We start from the raw sequence: 15,158 nt of genomic DNA on the forward strand, positions 1-15,158 counted from the left end.
CTCCGAAGCAATCAGGCCTGGCTGACGTACATGGTGATCTCGGCGCGGAACACCGGGGTGTCCTCGACATAGGCCACTACCGGCACCTTGATGTCGCCGGTCTGGCTCCAGTCGATGGCGCTGCCGTCTGCTACGGCGCGTACGTCGCCCTTGGCCTTGGCCAGGTATTCCACGGTCATGCCACGGGGAATCCAGCGATAACCGGCAGGGATGGAGGCGTCGGTCATGGTGCCTGCGACCAGTTCGGCCGCGTTGCACAGGGCGATGGCATGCACGGTGCCGATATGGTTGAGCACCTCGCGGCGCTTGGGGAAGGTGACTTCGGCGTAGCCTGCGCGCAGCTCGACGAACTGCGGGGCGATGCTGGCGAAGTAGGGCGCGACCTGGCCGATCATGGTGCTGAACTGGACTGGGCCGACCTGCTGGTACATCTGCATCATCTGACTCATGGGGTGCTCCCGAACAATGGATGACATTTGAAGAGAAGCGCGCGCCCAGGCAGTATACGAGTATCAGAATTTAATTCTAGAAAATTATTCTAGTTTGTCAGGAGGCCTGATGGCCCGCAGTTCCCGTAAGGACGAAATCCTCCAGGCCGCGCTGGCCTGCTTCACCGAATTCGGTGTGGATGCCACCACCATCGAGATGATCCGCGACCGTTCCGGCGCCAGCATCGGCAGCCTGTACCACCACTTCGGCAACAAGGAGCGGATCATCGGCGCCCTATACCTGGCCGGTACCGCGGAGTACGCGGCCATGCTGGCCGAGGGCTTCGCCCGCGCCGACAGCGCCGAGGCCTGCGTGCACCTGCTGGTGCACAGCTATATCGACTGGGTGGTGGCCAACCCGGACTGGGCGCGCTTCATCCTGCACAGTCGTGGCCGGGTGGAAGCCAGCGAGATGGGCGGGGAGCTGCGCGAGGCCAATCGCGTGCATTACCAGCGCATCCTCGACGCCCTGGCGCGTTACCGCGAGGAGGGGCTGTTCAAGGCGATGCCGGCCGATTGCTTCTCATCGGTGGTCATCGGCCCGACCCATGACTTCGCGCGTAACTGGCTGGCCGGGCGCACCCATACCGAGCTGGCCGAGTGCCGTGAGCTGCTGGGGCGAGTCGCCTGGGACTCGGTGAAGGCCTGAAACGAAAAAGCCCCGCAGAGCGGGGCTTTTTCATGGGGCCGGATCAGGCGCGGCGGCGGAACAGCGGCAGCGGCTGGTCGGTGGAGGCCTGGTAGACCTCGCCGAACTCCTCGAAGGCCTTCAGCGCATCGACCGGGTCCTTGTCCGCACGCAGGGCGAAAGCGTCGAAGCCCACGCGCTGGTAGGAGAACAGCTGGTCGCGCAGCACGTCGCCGATGGCGCGCAGCTCACCCTTGTAGCCATAGCGGTTGCGCAGCAGGTAGGCGCTGGAGCAGTGGCGGCCGTCGGTGAAGGCGGGGAAGTTGAGGGCGATCACCTGGAAGCTGTCCAGTGCCTCGACGATCTCCTCGATTTCCTCGCCGGCTTCCAGCCATACGCCCAGACCGCCATCGCGGGCCTTGAGGGCGTGAGCGTGCTCGCGCCACAGGGCCAGCGGCACGATCAGGTCGTCGCTGTTGCTGATGCTTTCGAGGGTGGCATCGGCCGGCAGCAGGTGCCAGGTCTCGTCCAGAATCTGGCCGTTCTTAATGATTCGCTGCATAGACGCGCTCCTTGAACGGGTCGATTCCGACACGGCGGAAGGTGTCGAGGAAGGTTTCTTCTTCGGTGCGCTTCTCGACATAGACCTTGATCAGCTTGTCGATCACGTCGGCCATCTGCTCCTGAGCGAAGGATGGGCCGAGGATCTGCGCCAGGCTGGCTTCACGGCCAGCGCTGCCACCGAGGGACACCTGGTAGAACTCCTGGCCTTTCTTGTCCACGCCAAGGATGCCGATGTGGCCGACATGGTGGTGACCGCAGGCGTTCATGCAGCCGGAGATGTTCAGGTCCAGATCACCGATGTCGAACAGGTAGTCCAGGTCGTCGAAGCGACGCTGGATAGCCTCGGCCACCGGGATCGACTTGGCGTTGGCCAGGGAGCAGAAGTCGCCACCCGGGCAGCAGATGATGTCGGTCAGCAGGCCCACGTTCGGCGTGGCGAAGCCCTGCTCGCGCAGCTCGCCCCACAGGGTGAACAGCTGCTGCTGCTCGACGTCGGCGAGGATGATGTTCTGGTTATGGCTGTTGCGCACTTCGCCGAAGCTGTAGCGATCTGCCAGGTCGGCGATGGCATCCAGCTGCTTGTCGGTGACATCGCCCGGCGCGACGCCGGTGGGTTTCAGCGACAGGGTCACGGCGATATAGCCCGGCTTCTTGTGCGCGATGGTGTTGCGCTGGCGCCAGCGGGCGAAACCCGGGTGCTGGGCGTCGAGGGCGGCCAGTTCGGCGGCCTGGTCGGCCAGGGTGACGTAGGCCGGGTCGATGAAGTGGGCGGCAACGCGAGCGACTTCCGCCTCGGTCAGGGTGGTCGGGCCATCCTTGAGGTGGACGAACTCGGCCTCGACCTTCTCGGCGAAGACTTCCGGAGTCAGCGCCTTGACCAGGATCTTGATGCGCGCCTTGTACTTGTTGTCACGACGGCCATAGCGGTTGTACACGCGCAGGATGGCGTCGAGGTAGCCGAGCAGGTGCTGCCACGGCAGGAATTCGTTGATGAAGCTGCCAACGATCGGAGTACGGCCCAGGCCGCCGCCGACGGAGACGCGGAAGCCCAGTTCGCCGGCGTCGTTCTTCACCGCTTCCAGACCGATGTCATGCACCTCGATGGCGGCGCGGTCGCTCACGGCGCCGTTGACGGCGATCTTGAACTTGCGCGGCAGGTGGGTGAACTCGGGGTGGAAGGTCGACCACTGACGGATGATCTCGCACCAGGGGCGCGGATCGACGATCTCGTCCGCGGCCACGCCGGCAAACTGGTCGGTGGTGGTGTTGCGGATGCAGTTGCCGCTGGTCTGGATCGCGTGCATCTGCACAGTCGCCAGCTCGGCCAGGATGTCCGGCACATCTTCCAGCTCCGGCCAGTTGAACTGGACGTTCTGGCGGGTGCTGATGTGGGCATAGCCCTTGTCGTAGTCACGAGCGATCTTGGCCATCATGCGCACCTGGGCCGAAGACATCAGGCCATAGGGCACGGCGACGCGCAGCATGGGCGCGAAACGCTGGATATAGAGGCCGTTCTGCAGGCGCAGGGGGCGGAACTCCTCGCCGGAAAGCTCACCGGCCAGGTAGCGGCGGGTCTGGTCGCGGAACTGCTTGACGCGGTCCTCGACGATCCGCTGATCGTACTCGTCGTATACGTACATAGGGGTCCTGTGGGTCAGGCTACTGCTTCATCAGGCAGTGAATGGCTTTTTCGCGCGCACGGTAAACGCGCTCTTTATCAGGGCCGGGCAAAGATATCAGTTCGTGAATATTCGAAAAAATGAAGTTTCCATATAAGTACATAGCTAAAGTAGATAAGCGAGTCGCCTTGAGACTGGCCGAGGCCTGGTCTTAACTCTGGTGAAACCCATAACCACAACAAAGGGGTAGCCATGACCGACCACACCACTTCGGATGAAAAGGACAGCGTTGTCGACGCCTGGGCCATCTTCACGCTGATCCTGCTCGTGGTAAGCACTGCGGTTTTCTGGGTCAGCCACCAGTAGGCGCCAGATGAAAAGAGGCCAGTGGCGGGGAACCGGCGCTGGCCTTTTTTATGCCTTGCCGTGACCGGTGGTGGCACTTGGCTATGCAGATGCTCTGTATAATGCGCCGCGATTTTTCCGAGCCTGGATTCAAGAATTTGTTGCCGCGTGCCTTCCTGCTCTTCTGCCTGAGCCTCGTCTGCCTCTCCGCCCAGGCCACCTCGGTGGTGTTCCTCAATCCGGGCTATTCCAACGAGCGCTTCTGGGTCAATTACAGCCATTACATGCAGGACGCCGCCGGCGACCTCGGCCTGCAACTGGAAGTGCTGTACGGCGAGCGCGACGCCAACACCATGATGAGCAACGCCCGCGCGGTGCTGGAGCGGCCTAACAAGCCGGACTACCTGGTGTTCGTCAACGAACAGTACGTGGGGCCGGAGATCTTGCGCCTGGCCGAGGGCAGCGGCATCCGCCTGTTTGCCCTGCACAGCACCCTCACCGAAGAACAGCAGCAGCGCGTCGGCGGCTCGCGGGAGAAATACAGCAACTGGATCGGCAGCCTGGTGAACAACGACGAGCAGGCCGGCTACCTGATGGCCTCGGCGCTGCTGCGCGGGGTGCCGGATGGCAGTGAGTTGGTGGCTTTTTCCGGGGTGAAGAACACCCCCTCGGCGACCCTGCGCGAGCAGGGGCTGCATCGTGCCCTGGCCGAGCACCCGAAGGTGCGCCTGCGCCAACTTCTATACGGGGAGTGGAGCCAGCAGCGCGCCTACGAGCAGGCCAAGGCGCTGCTGCCGCGCTATCCGGATGTGTCGATGGTCTGGTCGGCCAACGACGAGATGGCCTTTGGCGCCATGCAGGCCGCGAAGGAGGCGGGGCGCCAACTGAGCTACACTGCGCTGAACAACTCGCAGAAGGTCCTGCAGGCGCGTATCGACGGGGATATTTCCGTGCTGGCTACCGGGCATTTCATTCTCGGCGCCTGCGCCCTGGTGATGCTGCATGACTATGACGCCGGCCTCGATTTCGCCGAGCGCGGTGGCAAGGATCAGACCGCGCGGCTGCTGCGCCTGGTCGATGCACGCCAGGCGAAGAAGCTGCAGGCGCGTCTTGCGCGCAGCGATATCGGCCTGGATTTCCGCCGCTTCAGCGCCACGCGCAATCCGTCGATGAAAGAGTACGCCTGTTCCATCGACGAACTGCTGCGCTAGACCCCGGCCAGGTGCAGCACCAGACGCACCAGGGCGAACAGCACCAGCACGAAGATCGAGGTGAACAGCACGCCGAGCAGGATGAAGTGGCTCGGCTTGCCGCGACTGAAGTCGCGCGCGCGATTCTTGCCGCTCTGCACGCCGAAGGCAGCGGCCAGCACGCTCTGCATCATCTCGCGGAAGGTCAGCGGCTTGTTGTCGTCCTGCTCGTCCATCGATCTTCTCCACCCAAGTCTGCCTACAGGGTAGACCCGCCCACCCGCATGAGCTGGCCGAGCAGCCCGTCGCGGTGCATGCGAGTGGCCAGTTCGATAAAGGCCTGGGCCGCTGGTGAGGCTTGGCGATGGTCCAGCAAGGCCAGACCGACCTGGCGTGGCACTGCTGGGTGCAGGGGCCGGATGCAGTAGCGCCCGTTGTTGCCCTCAGGCACCGAGAGTTCTGCTACCACTGTAAGCGCATCGCCGCGGGCAACCGTGTCCAGCGTGCTGATCAGTTGGCTGCAGCGGTAGCGGATATCCGGCTGCAGGCGCGCGCCACGGAACAGGTTGTCGACCAGCTCGGCCGAGCCGGCCTCGGTCAGGACGAAGGGGTGATCGCACAGTTGCGCCAGTTCGACAGTTTGCTGCGTTGCCAGGGGGTGGTTTGTCGGCAGCACGGCGACCAGTTGGTCCTCGAACAGCGGCACGGTGTCCAGATGGTGCTGCGGCAGTACCACGAAGCCCAGGTCGACTCGCCGTTCGTGCAGCCACTGCAGCACCTGGCGATCTGGTCCTTCGTCGATGAGTACCTGGATGCCGGGATAGTCCTGGCGAAAGCGCTGCAGGATCGCCGGTAACAGTCGGATCGACGCGCTCGGGCCGAAGGAGCCGATGCGCAGGGTGCCCAGCTTCATGCCGCGCGCAGCGGTGGCCTCCTGGCGCATGGTTTCGGCGAGCCCGAGCATGGCGCGAGCTCGCTCCAGCAGGCGGTGGCCGATGTCGCTCGGTTCCACCCGGGCCTTGTTGCGGTGCAGCAGTTCTACACCCAGCTCCTGCTCCAGCGCGCGGATAGCATGAGACACGGCCGATTGACCGATGCCCAGCCGCGCTGCGGCGCTGGTGAAGCCGCCTAGTTCGACGACCACGGAGAAGATTTCCAGCTGGGTGAGGGTCATGCGCCATGCTCCGCCATGAGTTTTCACTCATTTTACTATTGGAATGGATTAATCAGATGCTGGGCTCAGACAAGTCAGGAGAGAATTCGGCATGTGGGTCTATGTGAGGCTGGTGGCAGTGGCGATGATCTGGGGCGGCACCTTCGTCGCCGGGCGCCATCTGGCAGGTGGCATGGAGCCGCTGGTAGCGGCGGCGATGCGCTTCATCATCGCCAGCCTGACGCTGGCGCTGGTGCTGCCGCTCGGTGGCGCGCCTTTGGCCAGGCCTACGCCGCGGCAATGGCTGCAGCTGGCTCTGCTCGGCAGCTGCGGCGTCTTTCTCTACAACCTGTGTTTCTTCTTCGGCTTGCAATACACCAGCGCGTCGCGGGCGGCGTTGATCGTTGCGCTGAATCCGGCGCTGATCGCTCTGGCGGGCTTCCTCTTTTACGGCGAGCGCCTGACTTCACTGCGCTTGTTCGGCATAGTCTTGTGTCTGGCGGGGGCAGGCCTGGTGATACTCGGTCGCGAAGGCTCTGTGCTCGAGGGCGCCTGGTGGGGAGACCTGCTGATCCTCGGCTGCGTGCTGAGCTGGGTGATCTACAGCGTGTTTTCCCGCGGGCTGTCCCAGGCGCTGGGACCGTTGCACACGGTGAGCTACTCGATCTGGCTGGGCACGCTGATGCTCTGCGCTGCCGCATTGGCGCTGAGTCGCGGCGCCTGGTCGATGCCCAATATCGACCAGTGGCTGAGCCTGCTGTACCTGGGGGCTATCGGTTCGGCACTGGCCTACATCTGGTACTACGACGGAATTCGCCGGATCGGTGCGACCCGCTCTGGCGTGTTCATTGCCCTCAATCCACTGACTGCCGTGTTGTTCGGCACGCTGTTGCTCGACGAGCAACTAACCGCGCAGATAGCCCTGGGCGGTGTACTGGCGATCGTCGGGATCTATTTTTGCAATCGTCTGCCGCGTGAGCGGCTGGCCTAGAGCTCTGCATCCAGCGCCTGCACGCGCAGGCGTTCCAGTTCGTCGAAGCGACTGACCTGCAGCTCGCCGACTGCAGCCTGCAACTCGCTATCGCTGAGCCCGGACTGGCGCAGGCGATTGCGTTCGCTGGCGTAGTCGGCCAGGCGCTGTTGCCAGGCGGCCTGTTGGCGGTCCAGATCGGCCAGGGCATCGGCGGCTTCGCCTCCCAGGGATTGCTCACGCAGCTGGCGAATCTCTTCGGCGCTGGCGCCTTTTGCCTGCAGGGCCTGGGTGGCTGCGTACAGCTCGCCATAGCGGGTGCTCTCGGCGCGGGCCGCACGTACGTCCTCGGGTAATTGCAGCTCCAGCTCGGCCAGGGTCTGGGTGCGTTGCGCCTCGCTCAGGCCGTCCTGCTGGGCCAGGGCCAGGCGCTGCAGCATGTACTCGTCCTCGGCATTCTCACGGGCGAAGAACAGCGCATATTCCTCCGCACTGAAGTACTGCTGGCGCGCGGCGTTGACGGCGTCCAGACGCTGGCGCAGGGCGCCGGCATTCAGCTCGGCACCGGCTTCGGGCAGCCCCTGCAGGGCAATGCGGTAGTCCACGTAGCGCTGAAGCAGGTCGCGCGCCTGCTCCAGGGCCGGAGTACGCAGCTGCGTTGCCAGGTCGCGGTGAATGCGCGTCAGTACCTTGTCCAGGCCTTCCTCTTCGCGCCCGGCCAGGTAGAAGTCGAACAGGTGCAGCAGGTCGTCCTGCAACACCAGGTTGCCCTGGGCATCCATGTGCAGCACTACGCCATGGCTGGCGCCCTGCAGTGACGGCGGCAGCGGGCCGGGATCGCTCAGCTGGTTGCTCGGGGTTTCGCGCAGGCGCTGGTTGAGGGCGATGGCCTGCTGGCTGCGTTCGTCGTCAGGTCGGGGCAGGGGTTGGACGGCCGCCGCGGGCGTGCTGGGCGCTACGGGCGGGCGATAGAACACCAGGGTGCCGCCAACAACGGCCGCGCCCAGGGCCAGGCCGGCCAGGATGATTCGGTTGGACATCGAGGGCTCCTCGCGGCAGGCATGGCGCGCTTGGGCGCCATGCCTGCACGTCTTACAGGCCGAGGTTTTTCAGGCGATTGGCCTGGTTCTGATACAGGGTCTTCGGGTTGGTCTCGAACAGCGACACCAGCCCCAGTACCTGGTTGTTCACGTCCAGGTGGTTCATGGTGTAGTTGTCCTTGAGCACCTTGCCGAAGTGGCTGGAGCAGCGGCCGGTGACGCCGTCGTTGGACTCGTTGAAGGCCAGCGAGGTGATGGTGAATAGCGGGTCGGAGATGTCCAGCACGTTGGTCAGCGGCGCGGTGCCGCTCATGGAGTACATGCGCACGCTGTTGCCGTTGATGGTGGTGGTTTCCGGGCCTTCGCCGCAGGCGCTGGTCGGGATGCCGGTGGGGAAGCGTTGGTTGTTGGCGGCGGCGCCTGGCTTGTTGAACTCGGCGAGCATGGCGCGCACGTCGGCCGGGCTCTTCTTGTTGTTCGACAGCAGGTTGACCAGGTCACCCACGGCGTTGGCGAACACGCTGAAGGCCACGCCTTGCAGGCTGCTGGCCGGGGCGATGCCGGTCACCAGGTCGGCCAGCGGCGAGCCCTTGTGCGGGGTGTGCAGGGTGGTGACCGAGGCCACCAGGTCCGGCCGGGTGTTCATCACGTAGCGTGCGGTGATGCCGCCCTGGCTGTGACCGATCAGGTTGAATTTCTTCACGCTGCCGCCGGAGGCTGCGCGGATCTGCTCCAGCTGGCTGATCAGCGCTTCACCACGCTTGGCCGAGCTGTCGAAGGCGTTGATCTTCGGCACGTAGACCTTGGCGCCCTGGCTCTGCAGGGCGCTGGGAATCTGGTGCCAGTAATCGACGATGGCGATGCTATCGAAGGCGAAGATGCCGGGGACGAGGACGATGGGGTTCTTGGTCTGCGACTGGGTGTTGGCCGTCGCAGTGAGGGTCGCGCACAGGCCGAGAACGGCCAGCGCCGGGATGAGCAGTTTCTTCATGGTGGGTTACCTGTGTGTTCATTTTTGTTTTTGTAGCTCCGCACACAGCAGCGGAGGTGGCGGCCATAAAAACACTCGTGCACAGGCCCGGCTTGTAAGAACTGATGAAATCGCCCCAGCGGCGTACAAATAATTGCGACCGTCGTCGCACATGGTCTTTTCAGCTGCGCCGGCGCTGTGGTACCTCTGCGCCCAGAAGAACAACAAGAAACCAGGGCGGAACACGTCCATGCCTGCCAGCCAAGCCCCGGTCCTGCTCTATCTGTGGGACAAGCGCACCTTCTACCTCAGCCCGTTCGCCGAGCCGCTGCAGCTATCCCAGGCCGCCGCGATGCTGCTGATCGCCCTCGATGGCGAGCTGCGCATCCATTGCCGCAACGACACCCTGACCTGTCGCAGCGCCCTGTTGCCGGCGGGCCTTTCGCTGAGCGTGGACACCGGTGATTCGCGCGTCGCCATCTGCTACCTGGACGTGTTCGGCGAGGACCATGCACTGCTGCGGTCACGCATGCGCGGCCAGCGTGGCCAGGTGCACTTCGCCCTGGACGAGGAGGCCGAGTGGGTCTCCGACTTCGACCGCCTGCACCTGGCCAGCGCCTCGCCGGATGAGGTGTGGCTGGAGCTGGAGCGCCTGATCAATCCGCAGGGGCGGGCGCCTGAGGCCTGTGATCCGCGCATCGCACGGGCGGTCGAGCTGATCAAGGCCGATGTGGCGTGCAACCAGCCCATCGAGTTCCTCGCCGAGCAGGTGGGGCTCTCGGTGCCGCGCCTGACCCAGCTGTTCCGCCAGAAGATCGGCATTCCGATCCGCCGCTACCGCCAGTGGCACCGCCTGTTCGTCACCAGCGTCGGCGTGGCGCGTGGAATGAGCCTGACCGATGCGGCGATGGCCGCCGGCTTCACCGATTCGGCGCACTTCAGCCACACCTTCCGCAGCATCATCGGCATGAGCCCCTCGGCGGCGCTGGCCCAGCCGCGTGGCATTCGCCTGTTCGCCGGCTGAGGAATCGGGCAAGCTGCACGCTCCAGAACAGCCGATCCGCCCCATGCACGACAGCGACTTTCCCGACGACGCGGCGCAGTCCGAACGTACCCGCGAGACCATCCTGCGCTACCACCTCAGCTGGCGCTGCCGGGATCTGGAGGCGGTGATGGCGCTGTTCCACCCGGACATCGAGTACAACGACTTCTTCCAGCAGCGCAGCATGCGCCTGGGCGAGCTGCGCGAGTACGTCGAGGACAACCTGCCGCGGCGCCCCGGCGAGATGCTCGAGCACGTCGACCGCATCCGCATCGATGGTCACACCGCGTTCATCCAGTACCGCTTCGCCCTGCAGGGCAGCGAGGGGCTGGCGTCGTTCCGCACCGGCGAGTCGATTACCGTGCGCGACGGGCTGATCTGGCGGATCAACGAGTACGCCACCCTGGTGCACGAGGCCCGCGCGAGCAAGGGCGCCAGCGCGCGCCCAGCCACCAGCCGCCTGGGTCTATCCGCCTGGCAGCTGAGCATGCTGGCGCAGGACCTGCAGGACTACTTCGACAAGCACAAACCCTTCCTCGACCCGGAACTGGATCTGCAGCAGGTCGCCGCCGCCACCGGCTACAGCCGCAACCAGATCTCCCACCTGCTCAACCAGGTGTTGGGCCAGAGCTTCTACCGCTACGTCAACCAGGCGCGCCTGCAGTACCTGCTCGACGGCCTGGAGGTGGGGGGCGATGCCGGGCGGGTGGACGAGCTGGCCTTCGCCGCCGGCTTCAACTCGCTGTCGGCCTTCTACAAGTGCTTCCGCGAGCGCCTGGGCCTGACGCCCAAGGCCTATCTCAAGCAAATTTCCTCGCGGGCCCGCACGCAAGACAAGCCCTGAGGCGCTTCACTAGTCTGCGTCCAACGAATGATTGGCGGAGACCCCGATGAGCCAGTGGCGCAATATCAGCCTGTGGATGGACCAGCTCGACGAGCCGCTGCAGGCCCGTCCGAGCCTGCAGGGCGATCTGCAGGCCGATGTGGCGATCATCGGCGCCGGCTACACCGGCCTGTGGACCGCCTACTACCTCAAGCGCCAGGCACCGCAGCTGCGCATCGTCATCCTCGAAGCGCAGACCGCCGGCTTCGGTGCCTCCGGCCGCAACGGCGGCTGGCTGATGGGCAACATGCTTGGTGAGGATCGCCTGCTGGCGGGGCTGTCGCCGAGCGAGCGGCGTGCTTCCTTCGATCTGCTGCACGGCATTCCCGACGAGGTGGCGACCGTCACCGAGCGCGAGGGCATCGCCTGCGACCTGCGCAAGGGCGGGGTGATCTACTGCGCCGCGCGCTACCCCGAGCAACTGGCGCGCCTGCGCGAATACCACGAGGAACTGCGTCAGCAGGGCCTGGGTGACGACGACTACCGCTGGCTGCAACCCAGCGAACTGGCCGAGCAGCTACGGGTGAAGGGTGCCTATGGCGCGCTGTACAGCCCGCATTGCGCGACCATCCAGCCAGCGCGCCTGGCCCGCGGCCTGGCCGAGTGCGTCGAACGCTTGGGCGTGGAGCTGTACGAGCAGAGCCGGGTGATCGACTGGCAGCCGGGCCTGGTGCGCACCGAGCATGGCAGCGTGCGCGCCGACTGGGTGGTGCCGGCCGTGGAGGGCTACGCCGCCGAACTGCCGCCGCTGGGCAACAACCAGTTGCCGGTGCAGAGCCTGATCGTCGCCACCGAGCCGCTGCCGGCCGATGTCTGGGCCGAGATCGGCCTGGAGCGTGGCCAGGCATTCAGCGAGAACAGCCGCCAGGTCACCTACGGCCAGCGTTCCAGCGACGACCGCCTGATCTTCGGCGCGCGCGGCGGTTACCGCTTCGGCGGACGCCTGCGCAGCGACTTCAACCTGACCGACGAAGAGCGCGGCCTGCGCCGCTACCTGATGGGCGAGCTGTTCCCGCAGCTGCGCAATGTGCGCCTGACCCACGCCTGGGGCGGCAACCTGGGGATGGCGCGGCGCTTCCACCCGCACATGCTGCGCGACAACCACAGCCGTATCGCCCTGTCCGGCGGCTACGGCGGCGAGGGCGTGGGTGCCAGCAATCTCGGCGGCCGCACCCTGGCCGACCTGATCCTCGGCCGCGACAGCGAGCTGGTGCGCCAGCCCTGGGTGCTGGCCGACAGCAGCATCGACCAGCTGCGCCGCTGGGAGCCCGAGCCGTGCCGCTGGCTCGGCTACAACGCGATCATCCGCAGCTTCGTCCATGAGGACGAAGTCCTGGCCAACCCGCACAGCCCGGCCTGGCGCCGGCGCATGGCGGAGAAGCTGGCCGCCGGCATGGAAAGCCTGATGACCTGGAGAGTCGGCTGACGCCGGCCCGAGCCCACGACGAGAGCAGACGCATGAACATCACCCACTTCAAGAACACCCAGGCCCTGGCGCTGGACGAGTCCAACCCGGTGGCCGTGCCGCTGAGCGAGCCGGCCGCTGTCACCTCGACCACCTCGGTCGAGCGCAGCGACGGCGTCGAGACCGGCGTCTGGGAATGCACTCCGGGCCGCTGGCGCCGGCAGATCGTGCATCAGGAGTTCTGCCACTTCATCGCCGGGCGCTGCACCTTCACTCCGGACGGCGGCGAACCGATGGAAATCAAGGCCGGCGACGCGCTGATGATGCCGGCCAACACCACCGGCATCTGGGACATACAAGAAACGGTCCGCAAGACCTACGTACTGATCTACTGATCGAAAGCCCCTTCATATCTGCCTACAAGAACAATCAATGAGGTAAAGCATGCTGAAGAAAATTCTCCCGCTGATGCTGATCGCGTCGGCCAGCCAAGCCGCCGATGGCGTGCGCATCTACAACTGGACCGACTACATCGCCCCGGACACCCTGAAGAACTTCGAGAAGGCCAGCGGCCAGGAGGCCCACTACGACGTCTACGACAGCAACGAGACCCTCGATGCCAAGCTGATGGCCGGCCGCTCCGGTTATGACGTGGTGTTCCCCTCCAACCACTTCATGGCCCGGCAGATTCAGGGCGGCGCCCTGAAACAGCTCGACCGCAGCAAGCTGCCCGGCTGGAACAACCTCAACCCGGTGCTGCTCAAGGCCCTGGAAACCAACGATCCGGGCAACCAGCACGGCTTCCCCTACCTGTGGGGCACCACCGGCATCGGCTACAACGTCGACAAGGTCAAGGCCGTGCTCGGCGAAGGCGTGGCGGTGGACTCCTGGGACCTGATCTTCAAGCCCGAGAACATGACCAAGTTGGCCCAGTGCGGCGTGGCCATTCTCGACAACGGCCCGGAAATGCTGCCGATCGCCCTGCACCAGCTGGGCCTGCCGCACCACAGCCAGAACCTCGACGACTACAAGAAGGCCGAGGCGCTGCTGATGGAAATGCGCAAGAACGTCAGCTACTTCCACTCGTCCAAGTACGTCGGTGACCTGGCCAACGGCGACATCTGCGTGGCTATCGGCTTCTCCGGCGACATCATGCAGGCCGCCAGCCGCGCCGCCGAAGCCGGCAACGGCGTGAAGATCGAGTACGTGATTCCGAAGGAAGGCGCGCCGATGTGGTTCGACATGGTCACCATGCCGGCCGACGCACCGAACGAAGACGCCGGCTACGCCTTCATGAACTACCTGCTGCAACCGGAAGTCATGGCCGGTATCAGCAACCACGTGCACTACGCCAACGGCAACCAGAAGGCCGACGGCCTGGTCGACCCGGCGCTCAAGGCCGACAACAAGGTCTACCCGCCGGAAGACGTGATGACCAAGCTGTACGCCCTGGAAGCCATGCCACTGAAGATCGACCGCGTGCGCACCCGCATCTGGACCAAGGTCAAGAGCGGTACCTGATCGACCCTGCAGTACAAGAAGCCCCGGCCGTGACCGGGGCTTTTTTATTGCAGGCGTTCGACGATCTCGGCGAAGTCCGGACGCTGGCGGGTGTCGGCCTGCTGGCAGTCGACGATGAGAGCTGCCAGGTGTGCCGGTGGCGTATCGCAGCGCTGCAGCAGTTCCTCCAGCAGGATGCCGAAGGCGCGGCTCTCCAGGCGTTGCAGGGCGGCGCCCTGGGCGCTGCCGGGGGGGAAGAAGGAGGCGGCGCCGAAGTCGCTGAGGCGGCAGTCATGGCTATCGACCAGCAGGTTATGCGCGTACAGGTCGCCATGCAGGATGCCGCGCGCGTGCAGGTGCGCCAGCGCGCTGGCCACGCCATGGGCCAGGGCCAGTAGCTGCTCGGCAATGAAGCGTTGCTGCGCGCCATAGCAGTCGCGGGTACAGCTGGCCAGAGACGGCGGACCGGCCAGCACGGCGAAGCGCGGTTCGAGCAGTTCCAGCAGCAGGCCATCCGGCTGGCCGGGTTCCTGCTGCAGCGGTGCGATAACCGGCAGTAGCTGTGGATGGCGGCCGGCGGAGAGGCAGGCGGCCATCTCGCTGTGGGGCAGGCCATCACTGGTCATCTGCCCCTTGAACAGCTTGACCGCCACCTCTCGCTCGTTCCAGCGCGCGGCGTGGATCAGGCCGCTGGCGCCCTGGCCGAGCAGCCTGCCCAGCTGCAGCTCGCCACGGGCGACCGGCGCCTGTGGGTGGCTGGCCAGCGCCGCGGCTTCGGCACGGTCGCTGCCGGGGTTGCCGGCATAGGCCAGCCAGGCCAGGCGCGGCAGTTGCAGCAGCCAGTCGGGCAGGGCTTCCAGGCGGTTGGCGGCGATGCGCAGCAGTTCCAGCTGGTGCAGCCCGGCCATGCTTTGCGGCAATTCGCTCAGGCGGTTGCCGGCCAGCATCAGCTTCTGCAGGCGCGGGCGTTCGCCCAAGGCTGCTGGCAGGTTGTCGATACGGTTGTCGGTGAGGATCAGCCAGCGCAGTTGGGCCGGCAGCGCGGCGGCGGGCACCTCGCGCAGCTGGTTGGACTTGAAGCCGACCATCTCCAGCTGCGGGCAGTCGCCGAGCACTTCCGGCAGGGTCTCGAACGGATTGTCCGAGCAGAACAGCACCTTTAGCCGGTGCAGGCGCGACAGGTCATGGGGCAGGGCGCGCAGGCGGTTGCCGCTGAGGTTGAGCACCTCCAGGCTGTCGGCCAGGGCGAAGATCTCGTCGGGCAGCTCGGTGAGGTCGGCGGCCAGGTCCAGGCGCTGGATGCCGGCCAATTCGCCGCGGCGCAGTTGTTCGAGGGTATGCATGGGGTCGCGTTGCCGATT

Annotated in this window: 16 protein-coding genes; 8 read left to right on the plus strand and 8 right to left on the minus strand. The window is 65.4% G+C overall.

Annotation, left to right across the window (positions count from 1 at the left end):
* Nucleotides 1-11 precede the first annotated feature (11 nt).
* Entirely contained in the window at nt 12-449 is a 438-nt protein-coding gene (locus IP89_RS03495) for a hotdog fold domain-containing protein (protein WP_043307744.1), read from the minus strand.
* 109 nt (nt 450-558) lie between these two features.
* Between IP89_RS03495 and IP89_RS03500 the strand changes: the two genes are divergently transcribed.
* On the plus strand, nt 559-1,137 hold the full coding sequence (locus IP89_RS03500) for a TetR/AcrR family transcriptional regulator (RefSeq protein ID WP_043307745.1): 579 nt from the start codon (nt 559-561) through the stop codon (nt 1,135-1,137).
* 43 nt (nt 1,138-1,180) lie between these two features.
* On the opposite strand, the gene IP89_RS03505 is transcribed toward IP89_RS03500, so the two are convergent.
* A complete protein-coding gene (locus IP89_RS03505; protein ID WP_043307747.1) occupies nt 1,181-1,678 on the minus strand; it encodes a DUF934 domain-containing protein in 498 nt (165 codons plus the stop codon).
* Nucleotides 1,662-3,320 carry a nitrite/sulfite reductase gene (locus IP89_RS03510; protein WP_043307748.1) on the minus strand — a complete coding sequence of 553 codons (1,659 nt, stop codon included), beginning with the start codon at nt 3,318-3,320 and terminating at the stop codon, nt 1,662-1,664. The genes IP89_RS03505 and IP89_RS03510 overlap by 17 nt, the downstream gene beginning before the upstream one ends.
* Nucleotides 3,321-3,802: 482 nt before the next feature.
* On the opposite strand from IP89_RS03510, the gene IP89_RS03515 reads away from it, so the two are divergent.
* Nucleotides 3,803-4,855 (plus strand): ABC transporter substrate-binding protein, encoded by a 1,053-nt coding sequence (locus IP89_RS03515; protein WP_371261932.1) that lies wholly within the window; start codon nt 3,803-3,805, stop codon nt 4,853-4,855.
* Here IP89_RS03515 and IP89_RS03520 read toward each other — a convergent pair.
* Nucleotides 4,852-5,070, minus strand: coding sequence for a DUF2970 domain-containing protein (locus IP89_RS03520; RefSeq protein WP_043307750.1), 219 nt, complete (start codon nt 5,068-5,070; stop codon nt 4,852-4,854). The genes IP89_RS03515 and IP89_RS03520 overlap by 4 nt on opposite strands.
* 23 nt (nt 5,071-5,093) lie before the next feature.
* Nucleotides 5,094-6,008 carry a LysR family transcriptional regulator gene (locus tag IP89_RS03525; RefSeq protein WP_052080940.1) on the minus strand — a complete coding sequence of 305 codons (915 nt, stop codon included), beginning with the start codon at nt 6,006-6,008 and terminating at the stop codon, nt 5,094-5,096.
* A gap of 91 nt (nt 6,009-6,099) precedes the next feature.
* On the opposite strand from IP89_RS03525, the gene IP89_RS03530 reads away from it, so the two are divergent.
* The gene (locus IP89_RS03530) at nt 6,100-6,978 is read left to right on the plus strand and encodes a DMT family transporter (RefSeq protein WP_043307752.1); all 879 of its coding nucleotides are present in this window, start codon (nt 6,100-6,102) and stop codon (nt 6,976-6,978) included.
* Here the strand turns inward: IP89_RS03530 and IP89_RS03535 are convergent.
* Nucleotides 6,975-7,997, minus strand: a complete 1,023-nt coding sequence (locus IP89_RS03535; RefSeq protein WP_052080941.1) for a lipase secretion chaperone — start codon at nt 7,995-7,997, stop codon at nt 6,975-6,977. The two genes, IP89_RS03530 and IP89_RS03535, sit on opposite strands and share 4 nt — an antisense overlap.
* A 52-nt stretch (nt 7,998-8,049) precedes the next feature.
* Nucleotides 8,050-8,988, minus strand: a complete 939-nt coding sequence (locus IP89_RS03540) for a triacylglycerol lipase (protein ID WP_043307754.1) — start codon at nt 8,986-8,988, stop codon at nt 8,050-8,052.
* Nucleotides 8,989-9,217: 229 nt separating this feature from the next.
* Between IP89_RS03540 and IP89_RS03545 the strand changes: the two genes are divergently transcribed.
* The 5 genes from IP89_RS03545 to IP89_RS03565 are packed head-to-tail and all read left to right on the plus strand — an operon-like array spanning nt 9,218 to nt 13,818.
* The gene (locus IP89_RS03545; RefSeq protein WP_043307756.1) at nt 9,218-9,991 is read left to right on the plus strand and encodes a helix-turn-helix domain-containing protein; all 774 of its coding nucleotides are present in this window, start codon (nt 9,218-9,220) and stop codon (nt 9,989-9,991) included.
* A 43-nt stretch (nt 9,992-10,034) separates the two neighbouring features.
* Nucleotides 10,035-10,853 (plus strand): nuclear transport factor 2 family protein, encoded by an 819-nt coding sequence (locus IP89_RS03550; RefSeq protein ID WP_043307897.1) that lies wholly within the window; start codon nt 10,035-10,037, stop codon nt 10,851-10,853.
* 46 nt (nt 10,854-10,899) lie between these two features.
* Nucleotides 10,900-12,318 (plus strand): FAD-binding oxidoreductase, encoded by a 1,419-nt coding sequence (locus tag IP89_RS03555; protein ID WP_043307758.1) that lies wholly within the window; start codon nt 10,900-10,902, stop codon nt 12,316-12,318.
* Nucleotides 12,319-12,350: 32 nt separating this feature from the next.
* Nucleotides 12,351-12,692 (plus strand): cupin domain-containing protein, encoded by a 342-nt coding sequence (locus IP89_RS03560; RefSeq protein WP_043307760.1) that lies wholly within the window; start codon nt 12,351-12,353, stop codon nt 12,690-12,692.
* Between the two features lie 49 nt (nt 12,693-12,741).
* Nucleotides 12,742-13,818, plus strand: coding sequence for a polyamine ABC transporter substrate-binding protein (locus tag IP89_RS03565; RefSeq protein WP_043307761.1), 1,077 nt, complete (start codon nt 12,742-12,744; stop codon nt 13,816-13,818).
* A gap of 44 nt (nt 13,819-13,862) precedes the next feature.
* Here the strand turns inward: IP89_RS03565 and IP89_RS03570 are convergent, their stop codons facing one another.
* Complete coding sequence (locus tag IP89_RS03570) at nt 13,863-15,140, minus strand: leucine-rich repeat-containing protein kinase family protein (protein WP_043307763.1); 1,278 nt, start codon at nt 15,138-15,140, stop codon at nt 13,863-13,865.
* Nucleotides 15,141-15,158 lie beyond the last annotated feature (18 nt).

Origin of the sequence: Pseudomonas sp. ML96 (assembly GCF_000761545.1) — a bacterium.
GTDB lineage: Bacteria > Pseudomonadota > Gammaproteobacteria > Pseudomonadales > Pseudomonadaceae > Aquipseudomonas.

What these genes read in the sequence shown, in the direction of transcription:
- IP89_RS03535 (WP_052080941.1), bottom strand. Translation starts at nt 7,997, where the DNA reads ATGTCCAACCGAATCATCCTGGCCGGCCTGGCCCTGGGCGCGGCCGTT.
- IP89_RS03500 (WP_043307745.1), top strand. Translation starts at nt 559, where the DNA reads ATGGCCCGCAGTTCCCGTAAGGACGAAATCCTCCAGGCCGCGCTGGCC.
- IP89_RS03555 (WP_043307758.1), top strand. Translation starts at nt 10,900, where the DNA reads ATGAGCCAGTGGCGCAATATCAGCCTGTGGATGGACCAGCTCGACGAG.
- IP89_RS03510 (WP_043307748.1), bottom strand. Translation starts at nt 3,320, where the DNA reads ATGTACGTATACGACGAGTACGATCAGCGGATCGTCGAGGACCGCGTC.
- IP89_RS03565 (WP_043307761.1), top strand. Translation starts at nt 12,742, where the DNA reads ATGCTGAAGAAAATTCTCCCGCTGATGCTGATCGCGTCGGCCAGCCAA.
- IP89_RS03495 (WP_043307744.1), bottom strand. Translation starts at nt 449, where the DNA reads ATGAGTCAGATGATGCAGATGTACCAGCAGGTCGGCCCAGTCCAGTTC.
- IP89_RS03530 (WP_043307752.1), top strand. Translation starts at nt 6,100, where the DNA reads ATGTGGGTCTATGTGAGGCTGGTGGCAGTGGCGATGATCTGGGGCGGC.
- IP89_RS03540 (WP_043307754.1), bottom strand. Translation starts at nt 8,988, where the DNA reads ATGAAGAAACTGCTCATCCCGGCGCTGGCCGTTCTCGGCCTGTGCGCG.
- IP89_RS03505 (WP_043307747.1), bottom strand. Translation starts at nt 1,678, where the DNA reads ATGCAGCGAATCATTAAGAACGGCCAGATTCTGGACGAGACCTGGCAC.
- IP89_RS03545 (WP_043307756.1), top strand. Translation starts at nt 9,218, where the DNA reads ATGCCTGCCAGCCAAGCCCCGGTCCTGCTCTATCTGTGGGACAAGCGC.
- IP89_RS03550 (WP_043307897.1), top strand. Translation starts at nt 10,035, where the DNA reads ATGCACGACAGCGACTTTCCCGACGACGCGGCGCAGTCCGAACGTACC.
- IP89_RS03570 (WP_043307763.1), bottom strand. Translation starts at nt 15,140, where the DNA reads ATGCATACCCTCGAACAACTGCGCCGCGGCGAATTGGCCGGCATCCAG.
- IP89_RS03525 (WP_052080940.1), bottom strand. Translation starts at nt 6,008, where the DNA reads ATGACCCTCACCCAGCTGGAAATCTTCTCCGTGGTCGTCGAACTAGGC.
- IP89_RS03560 (WP_043307760.1), top strand. Translation starts at nt 12,351, where the DNA reads ATGAACATCACCCACTTCAAGAACACCCAGGCCCTGGCGCTGGACGAG.
- IP89_RS03520 (WP_043307750.1), bottom strand. Translation starts at nt 5,070, where the DNA reads ATGGACGAGCAGGACGACAACAAGCCGCTGACCTTCCGCGAGATGATG.